At 69.6% G+C, this 21,468-nt stretch carries 20 protein-coding genes and 1 tRNA gene; 13 read left to right on the top strand and 8 right to left on the bottom strand.

The window, feature by feature from the left end:
* The first annotated feature begins 10 nt into the window (after positions 1-10).
* The 3 genes from QRN44_RS13185 to QRN44_RS13175 are packed head-to-tail and all read left to right on the top strand — an operon-like array spanning position 11 to position 3,170.
* The gene (locus QRN44_RS13185; RefSeq protein WP_285039336.1) at positions 11-808 is read left to right on the top strand and encodes an SDR family NAD(P)-dependent oxidoreductase; all 798 of its coding nucleotides are present in this window, start codon (positions 11-13) and stop codon (positions 806-808) included.
* Positions 805-1,509 carry a lysophospholipid acyltransferase family protein gene (locus QRN44_RS13180; protein ID WP_071261107.1) on the top strand — a complete coding sequence of 235 codons (705 nt, stop codon included), beginning with the start codon at positions 805-807 and terminating at the stop codon, positions 1,507-1,509. Before QRN44_RS13185 ends, QRN44_RS13180 begins: the two co-directional genes overlap by 4 nt.
* A complete protein-coding gene (locus QRN44_RS13175; RefSeq protein ID WP_175116167.1) occupies positions 1,506-3,170 on the top strand; it encodes an FAD-binding oxidoreductase in 1,665 nt (554 codons plus the stop codon). The genes QRN44_RS13180 and QRN44_RS13175 overlap by 4 nt, the downstream gene beginning before the upstream one ends.
* Before the next feature lie 89 nt (positions 3,171-3,259).
* Here the strand turns inward: QRN44_RS13175 and QRN44_RS13170 are convergent, their stop codons facing one another.
* From QRN44_RS13170 to QRN44_RS13160, 3 genes are all read right to left on the bottom strand, one after another.
* The gene (locus tag QRN44_RS13170) at positions 3,260-4,291 is read right to left on the bottom strand and encodes a diacylglycerol/lipid kinase family protein (RefSeq protein WP_121289880.1); all 1,032 of its coding nucleotides are present in this window, start codon (positions 4,289-4,291) and stop codon (positions 3,260-3,262) included.
* The gene (locus QRN44_RS13165) at positions 4,288-4,854 is read right to left on the bottom strand and encodes a TetR/AcrR family transcriptional regulator (protein WP_121289883.1); all 567 of its coding nucleotides are present in this window, start codon (positions 4,852-4,854) and stop codon (positions 4,288-4,290) included. The genes QRN44_RS13170 and QRN44_RS13165 overlap by 4 nt, the downstream gene beginning before the upstream one ends.
* A 116-nt stretch (positions 4,855-4,970) precedes the next feature.
* Positions 4,971-5,846 carry a spermidine synthase gene (locus tag QRN44_RS13160; RefSeq protein WP_121289885.1) on the bottom strand — a complete coding sequence of 292 codons (876 nt, stop codon included), beginning with the start codon at positions 5,844-5,846 and terminating at the stop codon, positions 4,971-4,973.
* 61 nt (positions 5,847-5,907) lie between these two features.
* Between QRN44_RS13160 and QRN44_RS13155 the strand changes: the two genes are divergently transcribed.
* From QRN44_RS13155 to QRN44_RS13140, 4 genes are all read left to right on the top strand, one after another.
* Complete coding sequence (locus QRN44_RS13155) at positions 5,908-7,707, top strand: ABC-F family ATP-binding cassette domain-containing protein (RefSeq protein WP_121289887.1); 1,800 nt, start codon at positions 5,908-5,910, stop codon at positions 7,705-7,707.
* 137 nt (positions 7,708-7,844) lie between these two features.
* The gene (locus QRN44_RS13150) at positions 7,845-8,753 is read left to right on the top strand and encodes a MetQ/NlpA family ABC transporter substrate-binding protein (RefSeq protein ID WP_175116165.1); all 909 of its coding nucleotides are present in this window, start codon (positions 7,845-7,847) and stop codon (positions 8,751-8,753) included.
* A gap of 103 nt (positions 8,754-8,856) precedes the next feature.
* Positions 8,857-9,885, top strand: a complete 1,029-nt coding sequence (locus tag QRN44_RS13145; protein WP_121289891.1) for a methionine ABC transporter ATP-binding protein — start codon at positions 8,857-8,859, stop codon at positions 9,883-9,885.
* Position 9,886: 1 nt separating this feature from the next.
* Positions 9,887-10,546 carry a methionine ABC transporter permease gene (locus QRN44_RS13140; protein ID WP_056007493.1) on the top strand — a complete coding sequence of 220 codons (660 nt, stop codon included), beginning with the start codon at positions 9,887-9,889 and terminating at the stop codon, positions 10,544-10,546.
* Here the strand turns inward: QRN44_RS13140 and QRN44_RS13135 are convergent, their stop codons facing one another.
* Positions 10,547-11,041, bottom strand: a complete 495-nt coding sequence (locus QRN44_RS13135; RefSeq protein ID WP_064296482.1) for a MarR family winged helix-turn-helix transcriptional regulator — start codon at positions 11,039-11,041, stop codon at positions 10,547-10,549. It lies immediately after the preceding gene.
* 113 nt (positions 11,042-11,154) lie between these two features.
* Here QRN44_RS13135 and QRN44_RS13130 point away from each other — a divergent pair.
* The 3 genes from QRN44_RS13130 to QRN44_RS13120 all read left to right on the top strand — a co-directional run bounded on the left by QRN44_RS13130 (position 11,155) and on the right by QRN44_RS13120 (position 13,767).
* Positions 11,155-11,226: transfer RNA gene (locus tag QRN44_RS13130), tRNA-Gln, on the top strand.
* A 46-nt stretch (positions 11,227-11,272) separates the two neighbouring features.
* Complete coding sequence (gene glmU, locus QRN44_RS13125) at positions 11,273-12,754, top strand: bifunctional UDP-N-acetylglucosamine diphosphorylase/glucosamine-1-phosphate N-acetyltransferase GlmU (protein ID WP_285039335.1); 1,482 nt, start codon at positions 11,273-11,275, stop codon at positions 12,752-12,754.
* A gap of 35 nt (positions 12,755-12,789) precedes the next feature.
* On the top strand, positions 12,790-13,767 hold the full coding sequence (locus QRN44_RS13120; protein WP_064296480.1) for a ribose-phosphate diphosphokinase: 978 nt from the start codon (positions 12,790-12,792) through the stop codon (positions 13,765-13,767).
* Between the two features lie 74 nt (positions 13,768-13,841).
* Here QRN44_RS13120 and gnd read toward each other — a convergent pair whose 3' ends face one another.
* A complete protein-coding gene (gnd, locus tag QRN44_RS13115) occupies positions 13,842-15,302 on the bottom strand; it encodes an NADP-dependent phosphogluconate dehydrogenase (RefSeq protein WP_121289895.1) in 1,461 nt (486 codons plus the stop codon).
* Between the two features lie 265 nt (positions 15,303-15,567).
* On the opposite strand from gnd, the gene QRN44_RS13110 reads away from it, so the two are divergent.
* From QRN44_RS13110 to pth, 3 genes are all read left to right on the top strand, one after another.
* Entirely contained in the window at positions 15,568-16,071 is a 504-nt protein-coding gene (locus QRN44_RS13110; RefSeq protein WP_285039334.1) for a gluconokinase, read from the top strand.
* A gap of 174 nt (positions 16,072-16,245) precedes the next feature.
* Complete coding sequence (locus QRN44_RS13105) at positions 16,246-16,860, top strand: 50S ribosomal protein L25/general stress protein Ctc (protein ID WP_064296478.1); 615 nt, start codon at positions 16,246-16,248, stop codon at positions 16,858-16,860.
* A gap of 128 nt (positions 16,861-16,988) precedes the next feature.
* Positions 16,989-17,570, top strand: a complete 582-nt coding sequence (pth, locus tag QRN44_RS13100; protein ID WP_285039333.1) for an aminoacyl-tRNA hydrolase — start codon at positions 16,989-16,991, stop codon at positions 17,568-17,570.
* Positions 17,571-17,577: 7 nt separating this feature from the next.
* On the opposite strand, the gene QRN44_RS13095 is transcribed toward pth, so the two are convergent.
* From QRN44_RS13095 to folP, 3 genes are all read right to left on the bottom strand, one after another.
* Positions 17,578-19,620: a DUF7933 domain-containing protein gene (locus QRN44_RS13095; RefSeq protein ID WP_285039332.1), complete on the bottom strand. Its 2,043-nt coding sequence runs from the start codon at positions 19,618-19,620 to the stop codon at positions 17,578-17,580.
* A 112-nt stretch (positions 19,621-19,732) separates the two neighbouring features.
* Complete coding sequence (locus QRN44_RS13090) at positions 19,733-20,485, bottom strand: pyrimidine reductase family protein (protein ID WP_121289899.1); 753 nt, start codon at positions 20,483-20,485, stop codon at positions 19,733-19,735.
* Positions 20,486-20,507: 22 nt separating this feature from the next.
* Positions 20,508-21,440, bottom strand: coding sequence for a dihydropteroate synthase (gene folP / locus QRN44_RS13085; RefSeq protein WP_121289901.1), 933 nt, complete (start codon positions 21,438-21,440; stop codon positions 20,508-20,510).
* Positions 21,441-21,468: the final 28 nt, after the last annotated feature.

Genomic DNA, 21,468 nt, shown 5'->3' with positions numbered 1-21,468 from the left:
TCTGATCCCCATGGCTACAGCTCTCGTCACCGGTGGGACGTCCGGCATCGGTGCCGCGTTCGCCACGGCGCTCGCCGGACGGGGCTTCGACCTGGTGCTCGTCGCCCGTGACGTCGAGCGGCTCGAGCGATCGGCCGAGCGACTGCGCGCGACCGGTCGCACCGTCGAGGTGATCAGCGCCGACCTCTCGGACCGCGCCGACGTCGCGAGACTCGCCGCACGGATCGAGGACCAGGCGTCGCCGATCGAGGTCGTCGTGAACAACGCCGGGTTCGGCGTGCACGCCCGCCTCACCGATCCCGACACGAGCGAGCTCGACAACGCGATCGAGGTCATGTGCCGGAGCGTCACCACCCTCTCGGGCGCCGCGGCCCGCGCCATGCGGGAACGCGGACGCGGCACCATCATCAACGTCTCGAGCACGGCGGGGTACATCACCACCGGCGGGTACTCCGCGGTGAAGGCGTTCGTCACCACCTACACCGAGGCGCTCGCCGTCGAGCTCGCCGGCTCGGGTGTCCGCGTGACGGCCCTGTGCCCCGGATGGGTCCGCACCGAGTTCCACGATCGCGCCGGCATCAGCACCCGCTCGATCCCGTCGGGTCTGTGGATCGATGTGGACCGGCTCGTCGCCGACGCCCTCCGCGACGCCGGGAGGGGGGTCGTCATCTCCATCCCGAGCTTCCGCTTCAAAGCCCTCATGGCCCTCGTCAAGTTCGCGCCCCGTGCGTCCATCCGGTGGATCTCCGGCCGGATGTCCTCGAGCCGTCGAGCCGCCAACGCCGCCCAGTCAGGAGCCCGCCGATGACCGCAGAGCCGCGGTTCACCTCCTCCCTCCACGCCAACGCGCGCTTCGTCGCCCAGCGTCTGCTGCTGAAGCCGCTCGTCTGGTCGCTGACCCGCGTGACGGTGACGGGTCGCGAGCGCCTGTCGGGCGTGACCGGGCCGTACATCGTCGTCGCCAACCACCAGTCGCACCTCGACGCACCGCTCGTCGTCGGGGCCATGCCTCGTCGGCTGTCGCGCTACCTCGCCGCCGGTGTGGCGGCCGACTACTTCTTCGACGTCCCCGCCCGTCGGATCTTCGCCGCGCTCTTCTTCAACGCCTTCCCGGTGGACCGCTCGGGCGACCGCAAGCGTGCAGGCGTGTCTCGGCAGCTGCTCGAGAGCGGCGTCCCGATCCTGATCTTCCCCGAGGGCGGCCGGTCGCGGACGGGCGAGCTCGGCCGGTTCAAGCCCGGTGCCGCGGCACTCGCCACCCGCCAGGGCATCCCCTGCCTCCCGGTGGCCGTCCTCGGCACCCACTCCGCCATGCCGAAGGGTCGCAACTGGCCCGTCCCCGGACGACCGCCGGTGCGCGTCGTCTTCGGGCAACCGATCCACCCGCAGCCGAACGAGACGCCCGTCCAGCTCATGGACCGCGTCGTCGCCGAGATCGTCGCGCTGCGCGCCTCGGTCGAGCCGGGAGCACACGTTTCGATCGACACACCACGAAAGGAAGCCGGATGACGTCTGTGGAGCACATGAAGTGGTGGGGCTGGGGAGTCGAAGGGGTCGCCTTCGAGCACAGCAACAAGCCGGACTTCGCGCCGTTCGTGAAGCAGGCCGTCGGTCTCGACCTCCGGAAGCCGGCGCAGTCACACCTCAGCTTCGACGAGCTCACCGTCCCGGCGTCCCGTGCGTCCGAGGAGTTCATCGCCGAGCTCTCGACGCTCGTCGGCCAGGGTCACGTGACCACGGACGACCAGGAGCGCGTCGTCCACACCTACGGCAAGAGCATCCGCGACCTGCTGCGGATCCGCGCGAACGACCTGCCCCGCACGCCCGACCTCGTCGTGTACCCGGCTGATGAGGCCGAGGTCGCGTCGGTCGTCGCTGCAGCCGTCGCCGCAGACGCCGTGATCATCCCGTTCGGCGGTGGCACCAACATCGCCGGCTCGCTCGACCCCCAGCCGACGGAGGAGCGGGTCATCATCTCGCTCGACCTCGGCCGGCTCGACCGCGTCCTGTCGATCGACGAGGGCTCCGGTCTCGCCACCATCCAGGCCGGTGCGCAGGGCCCCTCGATCGAGGAGCAGCTCGGCGCCAAGGGCTGGACGATGGGCCACTTCCCCGACAGCTTCACGCACTCCACGCTCGGCGGATGGGTCGCGACCCGCTCCTCGGGCATGCAGTCCGACAAGTACGGCGACATCGCCGACATCACCAAGGGCCTGCGGATGGTGCGCCCGAACGGCATCGTGGCGATCCGCCCCGTCCCGAGCGCGTCGACCGGACCGAGCGTCCGCGAGATGATCATCGGCAGCGAGGGTCGACTCGGCATCATCACCGAGGTCACCGTGCAGGTCCACCGGACGCCGGCCGTCCGCGAGGTCCTCGGCTACTTCTTCCCCACCTGGGAGGCCGGGCTCGCGGCGATGCACGAGATCGCGGAGAGCGACGCCAGCCCCTCGGTCACCCGGGTGTCGAACGCCCGGGAGAGCGGCTTCTCGCTCGCGACCCGCAAGGCCAGCACCGGCGTCTCGGCGCAGGTCACCAAGGGGCTCATGAAGGTGCTCACGGCCAGGGGTTGGGACCTCGAGCAGCTGTGCCTCTCCTTCATCGGCTACGAGGGCAGCGCGTCGCACGTGCGATACGAGAAGGGCCTCGTCGGCTCGATCGTCCGGAAGCACGGCGGCATCGGCGTCGGCAAGGGCCCCGGCGCCCTCTACGACCAGAAGAAGTTCGACACCCCGTACCTGCGCGACTTCCTCCTCGACCGCGGAGCTGCGGCCGACGTCTCGGAGACCGCAGCGCCCTGGTCGCGCCTGCAGGAGGTCTACGACGCCGCGAACGACGCCGCCAACGCCGCGTACGACAAGCTCGGGGTGCACGGGTGGATCATGTGCCACCTCTCGCACTCGTACCATTCCGGCGCGTGCCTGTACTTCACGTTCGCGTTCATCACCGGCGACGACCCGATCGGCGAATACGAGCAGGTCAAGTCGGCGATCCAGCAGTCCTTCGTCGACCACGGTGGCACCCTCTCGCACCACCACGCGGTCGGCGTCGAGCACTCGCCGTGGATGGAGCAGGACATCTCGACCGAGGGCGTCGCGATCATGCGCGGCCTCTTTGACAGCGCGGACCCCGGCTCGAACTTCAACCCCGGCAAGATCCTCGCGGACTGAGCCCGGTCGCTGAGTGGTCCTGCGGTCCCTGAGTGGTCCTGCGGTCCCTGAGCCGTTTCTCCGGTCCCTGAGCCTGTCGAAGGGCGGGCTCAGGGCCGGAGCCGACCCGATCGCACCGCAGTCGCCGGCAGCCGGACGATGAGTGCACCAGGGTCGACGGTCAGCCGGGCCGCAGAGACCAGGCCGATTCCGTCGCCGTCGGCCTGGAACTCGGCGGGCGGTGAGACCGTCACGTCGATGCGTCGTACGCGCAGGTAGCGGAGCGCACCTCCGGCGGAACCGGCCGTCTCGACGGCACTCGGCTGCACGCGGCGGCCCCGTGTCCGTCTGCCTTTGGAGAACCGGGCGACGGGATTGTTCGCGCGGTGCAGCCAGCGCGTGACCCGGACCCCGTCCCACCCTTCGAGGGACCGCACCATGAGGACGTCGAGCACACCGTCGTCCAGGAGTGCGTCGGGGAGGACGTCGAGGCCCGCCGAGACGGTGCCGCAGTTCCCGACGAACATCGTGTGCGTCCGTCCGCTCCGGATCGGTCCGCCGTCCTCCTTCCAGGAGACGCGGGGCCGGTCGCGGCGGAAGAGTCCGCGGATGATCGGGACGACGTAGGCGATCCAGCCGAAGCGGCGCTTGAGCACCGGGTCGGCGTAGGCCACCATGTCCGCGTCGACACCGAAGCCCGACATGACGAGGAACGGGGTGCTGCGCCGGACGCCCTCCGGGTTCCGGTACTCGATCAGGCCGACGTCGACGCTGCGGTCCTCGCCGGTGAACGCTGCCCGCACCGCGGCGACCGTGTCGATCGGGATCCCGGCGTTCCGCGCGAAGAGGTTCGCGGTACCGACGGGGACGACGGCGAACGGCGTCCGGGTGTGACGCATCGCCCCGGCCACCTCGCGGACCGTCCCGTCACCGCCGGCGGCGATCACGAGTGCCGCGCCGCCCCCGAGGGCCTCCGCGACCTGGTCGACCGCGGTCGACCGCTCGCGGGTCGGGATCCAGCTGGTCGGGCCCCAGCCGGCCTCGGCGGCTGCGGCGTCGACGAGCCTCGTCACGCGCTCGAGCTGGATGCGCGTCGGGTTGTAGATCACCGCAGCGTGCGGCGGGGTGCTGCCTCGCGTCATGCGGCCAGTGCCGGCCAGAGGACGGACAGGACCTGTTCCGCCCAGTCGTCGTCCATGTCGGCGCCGCGGACGAGCTGTCCGAGGACCGCGCCGAGGAGCAGGGTCGCGACGAGCCGGCCGTCGAGTCCGGGCTTCAGATCGCCGGTGGAGATCCGTTCGTCGACCAGGTTGGACAGCGCGCGCGCCCGGTTCCTCGTGAGGTCGCGGAGCAGCGTCGAGAACTCGGGGTCGTCCTGGAGCAGGATCGACGCGATCGTGCCCCGGCCCACCACGTCCTCGATCATCGCCCGGGCTTCGTGGAGCAGCCAGGTGAAGGTGTCGTAGGTCGAGAGGTTCTCGGGGATCTCGACCGGAGTCTCCATGGCGCGGGCGACGGCCGCCGTGAGCAGCTCCGAGCGGTTGCGGTACCGCCGGTAGATCGTCGTCTTCGCCACGCCGGTGGTCTCCGCGACCGCCTCGATGTTGACGGCGACCGAGCCACGCGAGCGCATGAGGTCGAGGGCTGCGTCGAGGATGCGGTCGCTCATCTGCTGAGCGCGGGAGACGCGTCGGGAGACGGGCACCGACCAACCTCCTCCGCGCGACGCCGGAGTCCGGTCGGATCGGTCGATTGCGCTACGCCCACCGTAGCGCAATGGGCTGAGCGCGCATAGGGAGGGGCCCGCTGACGGTCCGGTCGTCAGTCCCAGCGAGGGTCGTCCGGGTCGGGGGAGTCCTCGCCGTCGGCGTCGGTCATGATCGTCGCGCCGTCGATCCAGGCCGTCAGGGCGTCACCGTGCAGCTGCTCGGGGGCGGGAGCGCCGAAGAGCTGCGGGTGCGTCACGGCCGCGAGCGGTGCGTCGCTCGCGAAGACGACGACGTTGCCGAGTGGCCCCTCGTCGTCGACCGGATCGAAGTCGAGGACGACGGCGACGTGGGCGAACACGGCTCGCAGCGTCGCCGCCTGGCGTCGTGAGTAGTCGAACGGGCTGCCGTCGAGCAGGTTCACCGCGATCACGCCGTCGTCCGCCGAGCGCGCCGCCACTCGGCGGTAGAACTCGAGGCTCGCGACCCGACGGTGGATCACCGCCGCATCCCAGAGGTCGACGACGGTCACCTTCGCGTCCCGCCACGCTGGGACGTCCGCGCCGGCGGTGGCGGCTTCGTCGATCGGCTCGTCCGCGACGGCCCTGGCGTCACCGAAGCGGACCTCGACCCGATGACCGTCCGGGAGCGGCAGCGCCTCCAGCATCCCGGTGAACAGCTCCGGTTCGAACTCGACGACGAGCTGCGGCGATCCCGGACGCGTCGCCTGGACGTAGCGGGGGAGCGTCAGCGCTCCGGCTCCGAGGTGGACGACGAAGAGCTCCTCGCCCGCCGGGGCCTCGGCGTCGATCACTCGTGCGATGTGCCGGATGTACGGGTACTCGAGCGAGCGGGGATCCGCGAGGGAGACCACCGACTGCGGGATGTCGTCGACGCTGAGTTCGTAGCGCAGCGTCCGCTTGTCGAGGAGGGTGATCCGGGCGTCGCGGCCGCCGAACGGCAGTCGGCGGGAACGGGAGAACAGAGGCACCCGTGCAGCCTACGGTGCACAGGCGGTGGTCGACGTCCGGGCCCGGTATCGTTGACCGGATATGGCACACCTTCTCGGCGCTGAAGCGCTCCACCTCGAGTACCCGACCAAGGTCGTCTTCGACGGCATCACGATCGGGGTGAACGAGGGCGACCGCATCGGCATCGTCGGCCGCAACGGCGACGGCAAGTCCACGCTCCTCGGCCTCCTCGCCGGCCGCAAGGAGCCCGACTCCGGCCGCGTGACGGTGCGCAACGGCGTCACGGTCGGCGTGCTCGACCAGTCCGACACCCTGGACCACGACAAAACCGTCGGCCAGACCATCGTCGGCGGTTTCGACGAGCACGAGTGGGCGGGCGACCCGAAGGTCCGCGACGTCATCTCCGGCCTCGCCTCCGACATCGCCTGGGACGCCCTCGTCGCCGACCTCAGCGGTGGGCAGCGTCGCCGGGTCGCGCTCGCCGCCCTACTCGTGGGCGACCACGACATCCTCTTCCTCGACGAGCCCACGAACCACCTCGACGTCGAGGGCATCACCTGGCTCGCGCAGCACCTCAACCGCCGCTGGTCGAAGAACTCCGGCGGCCTGCTCGTCGTGACCCACGACCGGTGGTTCCTCGACGCCATCTGCACGGCCACGTGGGAGGTGCACGACCGCGTCGTCGAACCCTTCGAGGGTGGGTACGCGGCGTACGTCCTGCAGCGCGTCGAGCGCGACCGCTCCGCCGCGGTCTCCGAGGCCAAGCGTCAGAACCTCATGAAGAAGGAGCTGGCCTGGCTGCGCCGCGGCGCTCCCGCCCGGACGGCCAAGCCGAAGTTCCGCATCGAGGCCGCCAACGCGCTCATCGCCGACGAGCCGCCCGTGCGCAACACGGTCGAGCTGGCCGGCATGGCGACCGCCCGCTTGGGCAAGGACGTCGTCGACATCCTCGACGTCACCGTGTCCTACGGCGACCGGACGGTCATCAAGGACGTCGAGTGGCGCATCGCCCCGGGCGAGCGCACCGGCATCCTCGGCGTGAACGGCGCCGGCAAGTCCACCCTGCTCGGGCTCGTCACGGGCGAGGTCGAAGCGACCGAGGGTCGCGTCAAGCGTGGCAAGACCGTCCAGGTCGCGACGCTCACGCAGCAGCTCGACGAGCTCGCCGAGTACGAGCAGGACCGCGTGAGCGACGTCATCGGGCGGAAGCGCACGAGCTACGTCGCCGGTGGCAAGGAGATGACCCCGGGGCAGCTGCTCGAACGCCTCGGCTTCACGAGCGCTCAGCTCTCCACCCCCGTCAAGGACCTCTCGGGTGGTCAGCGCCGCCGCCTGCAGCTCCTGCTCATCCTCCTCGACGAGCCGAACGTCCTCGTGCTCGACGAACCCACCAACGACCTCGACACCGACATGCTCGCCGCCATGGAGGACCTCCTCGACTCGTGGCCGGGCACGCTGCTCGTCGTCTCGCACGACCGGTATTTCCTCGAGCGGGTGACCGACCAGCAGTACGCGATCATGGACGGCCACTTCCGGCACCTGCCCGGCGGCATCGACCAATACCTGGAGCTCAACGCCGGGACGGCAGGCAGTCGCTCGCAGGAGCACGACCGCCCGACGGCCTCCGGCGGTGGCCCGACCAAGAAGACGCCGAAGCTGAGCGGTGCGGAGCTCCGGAACGCGCAGCAGGAGATCAAGGCGATCGACCGCAAGCTCCACAAGCTCAACGGCCAGATCGAGCAGGCGCACGAGAAGGTCGCGGTCCACGACCAGAGCGACTTCGCCGGGATCACCGCGCTCGGTGCCAAGATCCAGGCCATGTACGGCGAGATCGCCGACCTCGAGGTCCGCTGGCTGGAGCTCTCCGAGCTCGTCGAATAGCCCACTCGGCGCACGCCGATCCGTCGATCGCCGCTCTGTTCCGAAGTGTTACGCACCGGTTCGTCATCCCTGCTAGGCCGACGTACCGTCGAATCAGCGTCCACCGGCGCGCACCACCCGAAAGAGGAATCACAGCAATGACCTTCTCGAAGAAGCTTCTGGCCGGACTGGCCATCATCCCCGCCCTCGCGCTCCTCGCCGGATGCGCCGGCGGCGCAGGCTCAGGCGCCGCCGCTGAAGACAAGGGCACCGAGGCGAACCCCGTCAAGATCGGCGTCGTCGGCGCGAGCGACCCCTACTGGGAGACGTACAAGGAGGCCGCCGAGAAGGAGGGCATCTTCGTCGACATCGTCGACTTCGGCGAGTACACGCAGCCGAACCCGGCGCTCACCGAGGGCGAGATCGACCTCAACCAGTTCCAGCACATCGTCTACCTCGCGCAGTACAACGAGGCCTCCGGAGAGGACCTCACGCCCATCGGCTCGACGGCGATCTACCCCCTCGGCCTCTACTCGACCAAGGTCGACAGCGTCAAGGACATCAAGAAGGGCGACACGATCGCCATCCCGAACGACGAGAGCAACCAGGCTCGTGCGCTCCTGGTCCTGCAGTCCGCAGGCCTGCTGGAGCTGAAGGACGGCGGCAACATCTTCTCGACGCCCGACGACATCATCGCCGACAAGTCGAAGGTCACCGTCACCTCGCTCGAGGCCTCGCTGACGCCGACCTCGCTGCCTGACGTCACCGGCGCGATCATCAACAACGACTTCATCAACGACTCCGGTCTGAAGGCGTCCGACGCGATCGCCGAGGACGACCCGTCCGACCCGAACGCGCTGCCGTACGTCAACATCTTCGCCGCGAAGGCCGCCGACGCCGACAACGAGACGTACGCGAAGCTCGTGAAGATCTACCAGGACACGAAGTCCGTCATCGACGGCGTCGTGGAGAACTCCGGCGGTACCGCGGTTCCGCTGAAGACCCCGGTCAAGGACCTCGTGAAGTCGCTCGAGACCGTCCAGAAGGACATCAAGGCCAAGGGCTGATCCGACGTTCAGAGCGTTCCTGTGGGAGGCTGTCATCCGCTCCCACAGGAACGCTTCGTCGTTCCACCGCCTCCTGATCACCCGACACACCGAGGACACCCCCATGCCACTCGTCAGCCTCCGAGACGTCGCCAAGCGCTACCCGTCTCCGCAGAAGGGCGCCGCACCGATCGCCGCGATCGACGGCGTCGACCTCGACATCGAGGCCGGTGACGTCTTCGGGATCATCGGCTACTCGGGAGCCGGCAAGTCGACCCTCGTCCGCCTCATCAACGCGCTCGAGCCCGCGACGTCGGGGAGCATCGTCGTCGACGGCACCGAGGTGACGACGCTCTCGGAGCGCGGTCTCCGCGACCTCCGCCTCGGCATCGGGATGATCTTCCAGCAGTTCAACCTCTTCAACTCCAAGTCGGTGCGGAAGAACATCGCGTACCCGCTCGAGGTCGCCGGACGTCCCCGCGCGGAGATCCGCACCCGGGTCGACGAGTTGCTCACGTTCGTCGGGCTGGCCGACAAGGCCGACAACTACCCCGACCAGCTCTCCGGCGGACAGAAGCAGCGCGTCGGCATCGCTCGCGCGCTGGCGACCTCGCCCCGGATCCTGCTCGCGGACGAGGCGACGAGCGCCCTCGACCCCGAGACCACGCAGGAGGTCCTCGCGCTGCTCAAGCAGGTGAACCGCGACCTCGGTGTGACCATCGTCGTGATCACCCACGAGATGGAGGTGATCCAGTCGCTCGCGACGAAGGTCGCCGTCATGGAGCGCGGCAAGGTCATCGAGCAGGGCGACGTCTTCGAGGTGTTCTCCGACCCGCAGCACGCCGCGTCCAAGCGCTTCGTGTCGACGGTCATCAAGGGCGTCCCGTCACCGGCCGAGCTGTCGGTGCTCAAGGAACGACACGTCGGGCGCATCGTCACCCTGTCCTTCCGCGACGGCGACGCCTCGCAGGCGGGCGTCTTCCTCACGCTCGCGCAGGCGGGCGTCGACTTCGAGCTCGTGTACGGCGGGATCAACGACATCCAGGGTCGCGCGTTCGGCCACCTGACGCTCGCCCTCCGCGGCGATGACCAGACGATCGACGGAGCGCTGACCGCCATCGGATCCCAGGCCACCGTGACGGAGGTGCGCTGACATGGACGCACTGATCGATCTGCTCCCGAAGCTCGGCGACGCGACCGTCGAGACCCTCTACCTCGTCTCCTTCAGCCTGCTCTTCGGTGGGATCGCCGGACTCGTCGTCGGCACCGGGCTCTACGTGACGCGGCCCGGCAACCTGTACTCGCACCCGGTGCTCTACGGCGTGCTCAACGTGATCGTGAACATCTTCCGGCCGATCCCGTTCATCATCTTCCTCGCAGCCGCCCAGCCGCTCTCACGACTCGTGATCGGCACCGGCATCGGAGCGAACGCCTTCATCTTCATCATCTCCCTGGCGGCGACCTTCGGCATCAGCCGCATCGTCGAGCAGAACCTGCTGACGGTGTCGCCCGGTGTCATCGAGGCCTCGCGTGCCGCGGGAGCGAGCCGGCTCCGGACGTTGCTGAGCATCGTCCTCCCGGAGGCGCTCGGTCCGCTGATCCTCGGCTACACCTTCGTGTTCGTGGTCATCGTCGACATGTCGGCGGTCGCGGGCTTCATCGGCGGCGGCGGGCTCGGTGCCTTCGCGATCCAGTACGGCTTCCGGCAGTTCGAGCCGGTCGTCACGTGGGCCGCGGTGATCATCATCATCCTGCTCGTGCAGCTCATCCAGTTCTTCGGCAACTGGTTGGCCCGGAAGGTCCTCCGGCGGTAGCTAGTCGAAGTCGAGGCTGAGCTTCCGCAGCAGGACGGTCAGCCGGGCCTGCTCGGTCGAGCTCAGGCCGTCGAGCAGGTCCGCCTCGGCGTCGACGAGGCGCGTGATGGCCGCGTCGACCGTGTTGAGTCCCGCGTTCGTCATCTGCACGAGGATGCCGCGGCCGTCATTGGGGTCGCCCTGGCGTTCGACGAGTCCGCGCTCGACGAGGCGGTCGATGCGGTTCGTCATCGTGCCGCTCGAGACGAGCGTCTGGAGCAGGAGGGCCTTCGGACTCAGCCGGTAGGGGGAGCCGGCGCGACGGAGCGCCGCGAGGACGTCGAACTCCCACGGCTCCAGGTTCGACCGGGTGAAGGCCGCCCGCCGCGCACGGTCGAGGTGGCGTGACAGCCGGGCGACACGGGAGAGGATCTGGAGGGGCGAGAAGTCGAGGTCCGGGCGCTCGCGGTTCCAGGCGTCGACGATCCGGTCGACCTCATCGGTGCTAGCTGGCATCCCACCATTATCGAGGCACGGACGCCGGTCGGCCTGAATCGGGCGACGGGTGCTGAATCGATGGTCGTCCATCCATGGCAGAATTGACCACGCTCCGCCGTCAGGCTGAGTGGTCCGCCATAGTGTAACGGCAGCACGGCAGCCTTTGGAGCTGTTCGGTCCAGGTTCGAATCCTGGTGGCGGAGCGACCGATCACCGACCGGGCGAGTCCCGGACCGAGGGGGAGCACACGTGACCGACGACCGTCTGGCCATCATCATCCTGGCTGCTGGCCAGGGAACCCGAATGAAGTCGGCGCTGCCGAAACTCCTGCACCCACTCGGCGGCGTGCCGATCGTCGGGCACGTGCTGGCGACCGCCCGCTCACTCGACGCCGGGCACGTCATCGCCGTGGTCCGCCACGAGCGCGACCGCCTCGTCGAGGCCATCGAGTCGGAGCTCCCCGGTGCGACCATCGTCGACCAGGACGAGGTGCCCGGCACCGGTCGCGCGGTGGAGCAGGCGCTCCTGGCACTGCCCGACGACTTCGACGGCGACGTCCTCGTGGTCAACGGCGACGTCCCGCTGCTGAACGCGGCCACGCTCACCACGCTCATCGAGCGCCACCGCAACCACGACGTCGCTGCGACGATCCTCTCGGCCCTGCCCGACGACGCGACCGGCTACGGACGCATCATCCGCACCGAGGCCGGCGCCCTCGACTACATCGTCGAGCAGAAGGACGCGACCGACGCCGAGCGGGCCGTGAACGAGATCAACGCCGGCGTGTACCTCTTCGGTGTGAGCCAGCTCCGCGACGCGCTCGCCGAGGTCACCACCGACAACGCCCAGGGGGAGAAGTACCTCACGGACGTCATCGGCCTCCTGCGGCGCGCAGGCTCCGAGGTCTCGGCGCTTCCCGTGAGCGACTCCTGGCTGGTCGAGGGCATCAACGACCGCGCCCAGCTGAGCGCGGCCGCGGCCAAGCTGAACGCCCTCCTCGTGCGCGCCTGGCAGCTCGCCGGCGTGACCGTCCAGGACCCGGCCACGACCTGGATCGACATCAAGGCGCGGCTGCACGCCGACGTCACCCTCCTTCCCGGGACGCAGATCCTCGGCGCGACGGTCGTCGAGTCCGGTGCGACGATCGGCCCGGACACCACGCTCATCGACACCGAGGTCGGCGAGGGCGCGCGCGTCCGTCGCACGGACGCGACGCTGTCGGTCATCGGCGCCGGCGCCGAGGTCGGGCCGTTCGCCTACCTGCGACCCGGCACGGTGCTCGGCGAGCGCGGCAAGATCGGCACCTTCGTGGAGACGAAGAACGCGCAGATCGGCGAGGGCAGCAAGGTCCCGCACCTCAGCTACATCGGCGACACCGAGATCGGCGTCGAGTCGAACGTCGGCGCCGGCACGATCACCTCGAACTACGACGGTGTGCACAAGCACCGCACGACCATCGGATCGCACGTCCGCACCGGCGCGCACAACACGCTCGTCGCCCCGGTCAGTGTCGGCGACGGCGCATACTCCGGTGCCGGCACCGTCATCCGCAAGGACGTCCCGGCAGGGGCGCTGGCGTTGACGGTTGCGCAGCAGCGCAACGTCGAGGGCTGGGTCGAGCAGAAGCGCCCGGGTACGGCGGCTGCGACGGCAGCCGGCGCCGCCTCAGCGGCACCGACCGCGGATGCCGTGTCGGACGACGCGGCTGCGGCTGGTAACGTCGACTCGTGAGTGAGGCCGGAGGACTCCGGCAGAAGGCAGGGTCTGTGTCAGGCATCACGGCGGACAACAAGAAGCAGCTGGTCCTCGTCTCCGGACGAGCCCACCCGGAGCTCGCCGAGGCGATCGCGGCGGAGCTCGACTCCGAGCTCCTCCCCACCGATGCCAGGACCTTCGCCAACGGCGAGATCTACGCCCGGTACGACGAAAGCATCCGCGGCACCGACGTCTTCGTCATCCAGTCGCACACCGCTCCGATCAACGAGTGGCTCATGGAGCAGCTCATCATGGTCGACGCGGCCAAGCGCGCGAGTGCCAAGCGCATCACCGTGGTCGCCCCGTTCTACCCGTACGCGCGCCAGGACAAGAAGGGTCGCGGACGCGAGCCCATCTCCGCCCGCCTCGTCGCAGACCTCTTCAAGGCCGCCGGTGCCGACCGCATCATGTCGGTCGACCTCCACGCCGCGCAGATCCAGGGCTTCTTCGACGGGCCCGTCGACCACCTCTTCGCCATGCCGGTCCTCCTCGAGCACTTCCGCGCGAAGCTCGACCCGTCGACGCTGACGGTCGTCTCACCCGACATGGGCCGCGTCCGCGTGGCCGACATCTGGAGCGACAAGCTCGGCGCACCGCTCGCTATCATCCACAAGCGCCGCGACCCGCTGGTCCCCAACCAGGTCAGCGTCCACGAGATCGTCGGCCAGGTCGAGGGCAGGGTCTGCCTGCTCGTCGACGACCTGATCGACACCGGACGCACGATCGTCAAGGCTGCCGAGGCACTCAAGAACGCCGGCGCCATCGGCGTCGTCGTCGCGGCCACCCACGCGGTGTTCTCCGACCCGGCGGTGGAGCTCCTGCAGAGCGACGCCATCGACTCGGTCGTCGTCACCGACACCCTCCCGGTCGACGAGGCCAAGCGCTTCGACAAGCTGACCGTCCTCTCGATCGCGCCGCTCATCGCCCGTGCGATCCACGAGGTCTTCGACGACGGCTCCGTGACGAGCATGTTCGACGGCGCCGCGTAGCGCGTCACCTTCCGCTGGTACGCAGAACGCCCGGTCCGACTCGGACCGGGCGTTCTGCGTCTGCTGGCTGCGAGCTAGTGGCTCGAACCCTCCTGCTCGACCTCACTGCGGTCGCCCGACCAGAGGGTGTGGAACGTGCCGTCGAGGTCGACGCGCTTGTAGGTGTGCGCACCGAAGAAGTCGCGCTGGCCCTGGACGAGCGCTGCGGGCAGACGTTCGGCGCGGAGGCCGTCGTAGTACGACAGCGAGGACGAGAACGCCGGCGAGGGGATGCCCGCCTGAGCGGCCGCGACGACCACGCGGCGCCAGCTGTCCTGCGCCTCCGCGACGGCGTCGCTGAAGTAGGGCGCCGTCACGAGGGCGACCAGCTCGGGGTTCTCCTCGTAGGCCTCGGTGATCCGGTTGAGGAACTGCGCACGGATGATGCAACCGCCACGCCAGATCTTCGCGATCTCGCCCTTCTTGATGTCCCAGCCGTACTGCTCGGCACCGGCGACGATCTCGTCGAAGCCCTGCGAGTAGGCGATGATCTTCGACGCGTAGAGCGCCTGGCGAACGTCCTCGACGAACTGGTCGGGGTCGGCGACGGTCCACTCCTCGGAGGGACCGGCGAGCTCGCGGGCCGCTGCGCGCTGCGCCGGCTTCGACGAGAGCGAACGGGCGAACACGGCTTCTGCGATGCCCGACACCGGGATGCCGAGGTCGAGTGCCGTCTGAACGGTCCACGCGCCGGTGCCCTTGGCGCCGGCCTGGTCGAGGATCACGTCGACGAGCGGCTGCCCGGTCTTCGCGTCGACCTGCTTGAGGACCTCGGCGGTGATCTCGATCAGGTAGCTCTCGAGCGTGCCTCGGTTCCACTCGGCGAAGATCTCCGCGATCTCGGCCGGCGACTTGCCGGTGCCGCGACGGATGAGGTCGTAGGCCTCGGCGATGAGCTGCATGTCCGCGTACTCGATGCCGTTGTGGATCATCTTGACGAAGTGGCCGGCGCCGTCGGTGCCGACGTGGGTGACGCAGGGCTCACCCTCGGCGATCGCGGCGATCGACTTGAGGATGGGGCCGAGGGTCTCCCACGCTTCGGCGGAGCCACCAGGCATGATCGACGGTCCCTTGAGCGCACCCTCCTCGCCGCCGGAGATACCGGCGCCGACGAAGTTGATGCCCGTCTCGCGGACGGCCTTCTCGCGGCGGATGGTGTCGGTGAAGAGTGCGTTGCCGCCGTCGACGATGATGTCGCCGGGCTCGAAGACCTCGGTGAGCTGCTGGATGACGGCGTCGGTGCCCTTACCCGCCTGCACCATGATGATCGCGGTACGTGGCTTCGAGAGCGACGCGGCGAACTCCTCGATGGTCTTCGACGCGACGAAGCCGGCCTCGGGGTGCTCGCTCACGAGCAGGTCGGTGCGTTCGGGGGAGCGGTTGTACACGGCGACCGTGTTGCCCTCGCGGCTCGCCAGGTTGCGCGCGAGGTTGCTGCCCATGACGGCCAGACCGACGACGCCGATGTTGGCGCGAGCTTCGGCGGTGTTCACCATGTGGTTCTCCTTCAGAGTGGGTGATGCGGGAAGCGTTCCGAGTGCTCAGGAGTCGACGGGGCGGCTGCAGACAGCGGCGACATCCTCGTCGATCCGGGCACGGCCCGTCCTGCAACCGTAGCAAAGGGAGGTGTCGCTCCACCGCTTGATGACCCCGCGTGCGGGTGAGGTCCGAGCGGGCCGTGCGGGCGTGTCCGGTATCGTGCTGTGCGGGTCGGACGAGCCGGCCGACCGGCCGACGGCCGGAGACCACAGGGGGTTCCGTGTGAATGCACCGCTCGTCGTCGTCATGGGCGTGTCCGGGTCCGGGAAGAGCACGACCGGAGTGCTGATCGCAGACCGGCTCGGGGTGCCCTTCATCGACGCCGACGCCCTGCACCCGCTCGAGAACGTGCGGAAGATGGCCGCCGGCACGCCGCTCGAGGACCCCGACCGCTGGCCCTGGCTCGCCCTCGTGGGCAAAGCACTGGCAGACGCCTCGGACACCGGGCTCGTGATGGCCTGCTCCGCACTCCGACGGGTCTACCGGGAGGCGATCCTCGCGGAGGCGCCAGGGGTGCGGTTCGTGCTCCTCCACGGCTCGCGCGAGGTACTCGGACGCCGGATGGAGGGCAGGAGCGGTCACTTCATGCCGCCGTCGCTCCTCGACTCCCAGTTCGCCCTCCTCGAGGACCTGGACGCCGACGAGCCGGGGTTCGTCGTGGACGTCGACGCCACCGTCGACGAGATCGTGGACGAGGCGGTCGCGGGCCTCAGCGCGGTGCGATAGACTCTCCCACTGAACTTCGGCGAGGGAAGCGGCCCGTGGCAGCTTCCGTGATCGACGCGGTGGTCTGGCTTCCGGCTTTTCCTCACGCAGATACGCGTTCGAGTTGACTCATCCATTCCGCCGCGCACCGTCGCGGCACGACCAACCGGGTGCAAGACCCGTGAGGAGAACATCATGTCCGATGACCTGAAGGTCACCGCGGAACTCCGCGAATCGTTCGGCAAGGGCGCAGCCCGCAAGCTCCGTGCCCTCGGCAAGATCCCGGCCGTGCTCTACGGCCACGGCACCGAGCCCGTGCACGTCTCGCTGCCCGGCCACCAGATGCTGCTCATCCTCCGCAAGTCCAACGCGGTGCTCGAGCTCGACATCGACGGCAAGGGCCAGCTCGCGCTGGTCAAGGACGTCCAGAAGGACCCCGTGCGCCAGATCATCGAGCACCTCGACCTCATCGTCGTCAAGAAGGGCGAGAAGGTCCAGGTCGACATCCCCGTGCACGTCGAGGGCGAGTCCGCCGCCGGCACCATCCTCAACCAGGACGCCACCACGGTGAGCCTCGAGGTCGAAGCGACCCACATCCCCGAGCGCGTCACCGTCAGCGTCGAGGGCCTCGAAGAGGGCGCCCAGATCCTGGCCGGCGACCTCGAGCTCCCGAAGGGCGCGTCGCTCATCACCGAGGCCGACGTCCTCATCGTCGCGATCGCCGTGCCGGCCGCTCCGGTGGACGAGGAGACGGAGGCCGCTGAGGCCGCCGCCGAGGAGACCGCAGCCGAGGCCGAGGCCGCCGAGTAGTCACCACTCCAGCAGACGAACCTGTCGCCCGCCCGCCCCGATAGTCTCGGAGCATGGCAGGCGGCAGGTTCGCTCGGTTTCTGGCCGGTCTCACCGGACGGGCCGAGGCGTTCGATCAGGAAGGCAGCATGGCTGCAGACACGTGGCTCATCGTCGGGCTCGGGAACCCGGGCGAGCAGTACGCCCGCAACCGGCACAACGTCGGGCAGATGGTCCTCGACGAGCTCGCGAAGCGCATCGGCGGGACCTTCAAGACCCACAAGGGCAACGCGCGCGTGGCTGAGGGGCGTCTCGTGCCCGGCGGCCCGAGACTCGTGCTCGGCAAGCCCAACAGTTACATGAACCTCTCCGGCGGCCCGACCGCTGCGCTCGCCCAGTTCTTCTCCGTCGACCCCGACCATGTCATCGCCGTCCACGACGAGCTCGACATCCCGTTCGACTCGATCAAGCTCAAGCAGGGCGGCGGGCACGGTGGGCACAACGGTGTCCGCGACATCGCCTCAGCGCTGAAGACCCCGGAATTTCTGCGGGTCCGGGTCGGAATCGGGAGGCCGCCGGGCCGCCAGGACGCCGCCGACTTCGTCCTCAAGGACTTCGCGGGAACGGAACGGGAGCAGCTCCCGATGCTGATTTCGGACGCCGCGGACGCGGTCGAACTCCTCGTGAACGAGGGCCTGTTGGCTGCACAGACCCGGTTCCACGGCGCCTGACGCCCGCTCAGCTGAGCGGTGAGCGGTCGCGTCGGGCCTGACGCGTGCCGGCGCCGACGAGCGTCGCGCCCACCAGGAGCAGCCCGCTGATGAGCAGTGCGGCTGAGCTGGGGACCTCGGCTCCCGTCCGGGCCAACGGAGCCTCCGGTTGGAGTGGAGCGAGCCCCCACACGATGCCGAGCGAGGTGTGGAGCGCCCCCGTCGAGACACGGGGTGCGTCCGGGAGCGGTAGGCGACCGGCGACGGCGGACGTCACCGACCCGGTGGGGGCGAGGTCCGACGCGCGCGAATACCCGGTCAGGACCGCCTCGAACGTGTGGGAGAACGAGCCGTGGTCGAGTGCGGTCGGTGTCAGGACGAGCGGCTCAGTGCTGGTGCAGACCGTCGAGGCACCAGGCTCGATGAACTCGCTGCTGCAGGTGAGGCGGGTGTCCGGCGTCTCCGCGAGGGTGATGTCGCCCAGCGCGTTCTCGCCGGTGTTCGTGACCGTCGCGATGACACGCAAGCGGTCACCGGGGTCGATCGTGACGGTCTCGCCCTCGACCGGAACCCACGATCCGTCGGCACCCTGGATCTCGAGGTGGACGGTGCCCTCCACGGCCAGCGCGGGGACGAGCACGCGATAGGTGGTCTCGTCCGTGCTGCTGAGCCCCGCGGCGGTCTGCTCCACGCGGACGACCGCCTCGCCGGACTCGACGACATCGGTGCTTGCGCAACTCCAGCGGCCGGCCGGGTCCACGGTGGTCTCACACAGGGTGTGGCCCTCGCCGTCGCGCACGGCGATGTCGGCGCCCGGCTCGCCCGTTCCGGCGGAGGTCGGTCGTGAGGACTCCACGACGGCGCCGGATGCCGGGCTCTCGATCACGACCCGGTCGACGGCGCTCAGGGCCGGCTGCGAGCCGAGGTCGAGCCCGCGGACGGCATCACCCTCCACGGCGACGGTCAGCGAGCCGCGAGCGACCGGTGTGACGTCGACCTCGATCGTGCAGGACTCCTGTCCCGCCGCGAGGTCGCCGGTGAACGCGATGTCGGCCCCGGCCCCAGGAGCGGTCACCTCTGCCGTGCAGCTCGTGGTCACTCGCGGATCCGCTGAGACCGCGAGTCCGCCGGGCAGGACCGTCCGCACGGACCAGCCGGCCTTCGCGGCGAGTTCCGGGGTGTTGCGCACGACGAAGCGGAGACGGACCGTCTCACCGACGACGGCGGTGTCCTGCGGCAGCTCGACATCGAGGGTCGGGGTCACGTCGATGATGCTCAGATCGTCGAAGGCGTGGTCGTTGCCCGATCCGCCGCCACGTCCGTTTCGCATCACGACGCCGATCGAATCGCCGTCGATGAGGATGGAGGAGTCGGCCGCGAAGTGGCCGGCATGAGCCGAGACGCCGCCGTGGCTGAACGATTCGGCACGGTCGTCCGTGCACGGATCGATCGCCTGCTCGGACACCGGGTGTTCGACGCCGTCGGAGGTTCGCAGCGCCAGCTGCAGTGCGGTCGGCACCGCTGCGGTGCAGTTCAGGGACGCGACGTTCACGGAGGCGGTCAGGAAGCGGCCGGTGCCGGTGGCAAGTGGGATCGGCGTGGTCGTCTCCAGTTCGACCGCGCCGTCTGGACCGTTCGTCTGGGTGTAGGCCGCAACGGCGGAGTTGGTTTCGGGACCGGTGCCGTTGAGGACGCCCAGCACTCCGGCGAGGGCGCGGACGTTCGCCATGGCGCTCGCGGCATCGAGGCAGTCGCCGGGCTCGGCGCCCGTCACCGAGGCGGACAGGATGAAGCCGTTGCATGCCGCCCGGTCCGTCCAGAAGTCGTCGGCGTCGAACCGCAGGTCCGAATGGCCCAGATAATCGCGGATCGACATGGGCGTGCCGGTGTCGGGTGCGCGTTCGAAGTCCTCGTGGAAGACCTCACCGCGTGGAGTGCCTGCTGCCTCAGTCGGTGGCCCGGAGGCCGCCGCCCCGGCCGGGGCCGGTTGGATCATCGAGAGGGTCCATCCGACTGCCAGCACGAGCGTCGTGGTCAGGATCGGACGGAGTGGGCTGGTCGAAACGCGCATGCAGCATCCCAGGAGATCATCGGATGGGGGAGGCCGCCAGCGTAGCAGTACTGGTGTGCTGAGATATCAGACGATCGAGGGTTGGAAGTCCGATGAAGCGGAAGCCGACGGCTCAGGCGCGCACGTACCGCGAGATCAGCAGCTCCTCGGCGCGCAGGAGGTGCTGCAACCGCATCGGTCGCGGTGCTTCGGACGCGGGACCCGCAGCGACCCGGACGCTCTCTCCGCCGACGAGCGCCGGACTGATCGTCAGACAGAGTTCGTCGACGGCGTCGGCGGCGATGAACGAGCCGAAGAGCGCCGGCCCACCCTCGCACAGGATCTGCCGCAGACCACGGTCGGAGAGTGCCTGGACGACTCGCGCCGGTTCGACGTGTTCCTCGCCGCACGCGACCACGTCGGCGACCGCCTCGAGTGCCGCGCGCTTCGCGGGGTCGGCGCGGTCGGTCGTCACGACGAGCGGCCTGACCGGAGCCTGGGTGAAGACCTCCGAGCGCAGGTCGAGGTCGAGCGAGCCCGACACGATCGCGAACACCGGGTGCAGGGGGAGGTCGTGGTCGTCGCGCCACATCGCGGCGTCGACATCGAGCCGCATGGCACCGTAGCCCTCGTCGCGCACGGTCCCGGCACCGACGAGCACGACATCGGCGAGTCGACGCAGGATGTCGAACACGGTCTTGTCGGCCGGGCCACCGAGCCCGCCGGAGACCCCGTCGACGGTCGCTCCACCGTCCAGGCTCGTCACGAAGTTCACGCGGACGGTCGTGACGGAGCGGTCCTCGACGGTGTAGGCCGCCACGAGCTCGTCGACCGACAGCGGTCGGTCCTGCGCGGGGACCAGGCTCGTGATGCTGGGGGTGCTCATGTGACTCCTCGAGGGTTCCGGATCAGACGTTGTGGACGGGCGCCACCGGTGCGCGGAAGCCGAGGATCGCCTCGGTCATCCGCACGGCCGCGATCGACTCGGGCACGGCGTGCATCCGCACGATGCGGGCACCGAGGAGGACGCACGCCGCGGCGGACACCAGGGAGCCCTCGAGCCGTTCCGACTTCGGCCGGTCGAGGGACTCGCCGATGAAGTCCTTGTTCGAGACCGCGGCGAGCGTCGGCAGCCCGAGCGCGGCGATCTCGTCGAACCGCCGGGTGAGTTCGAGCGTCTGCACGGTGTTCTTGTTGAGGTCGTGCCCGGGGTCGACGATGAGCCGCGACTCGGGGATGCCGCGCGAGAGCGCGAGGTCGACGCGGGCTGCGAGGAAGGCGGCGACCTCACCGGCGACGTCGTCGTAGTGGGGACGGGGATGCGGCTGCCTGGGCCTGGCGAGACTGTGCGTGATGACGAGGGTGGCCTCGCTCGCTGCGACGACGTCCGCGAGCGCCGGATCGTGGATCCCCGTGGTGTCGTTGATGACGGAGGCGCCCGCCGCGATGCAGGCCGCCGCCACCTCGGGGCGGAAGGTGTCGACGGAGATCACGACGTCGCTCCGTGCGGCGAGCGCCTCGACGACGGGGAGCACGCGGTCGATCTCCTCGGCGGTGGGAATCTCCGGCCCGGGGGCGAACTTGGCCCCGCCGATGTCGACCCAGTCGGCGCCCTGTTCTGCGGCGGTCACGGCGGCGTCGACGGCTCGGTCGAGTGAGAACGTCGCGCCCTGGTCGAAGAAGGAGTCCGGGGTGCGGTTGATGATCGCCATGACCGCGACCTGCTTCGAGAAGTCGAACGTCCGCGCTCCGATCCGGCGGACCGGTTGGCGGATCGGGGGGAGCGGGAAGCCGCCGGTCCGTTCGGGGTGTCGGTCTGACCGGGGCTCCGTGCTCGTCATGGGTCAATCATGACGCGTCCGGCGCGAG

The sequence above is a fragment of the Plantibacter sp. lyk4-40-MEA-4 genome (assembly GCF_030209415.1).
GTDB classification, from domain to species: domain Bacteria; phylum Actinomycetota; class Actinomycetes; order Actinomycetales; family Microbacteriaceae; genus Plantibacter; species Plantibacter flavus_A.
The sequence above is the reverse complement of the archived record's forward strand: the minus strand, read 5'-3'. Positions and strand labels throughout refer to the sequence as shown.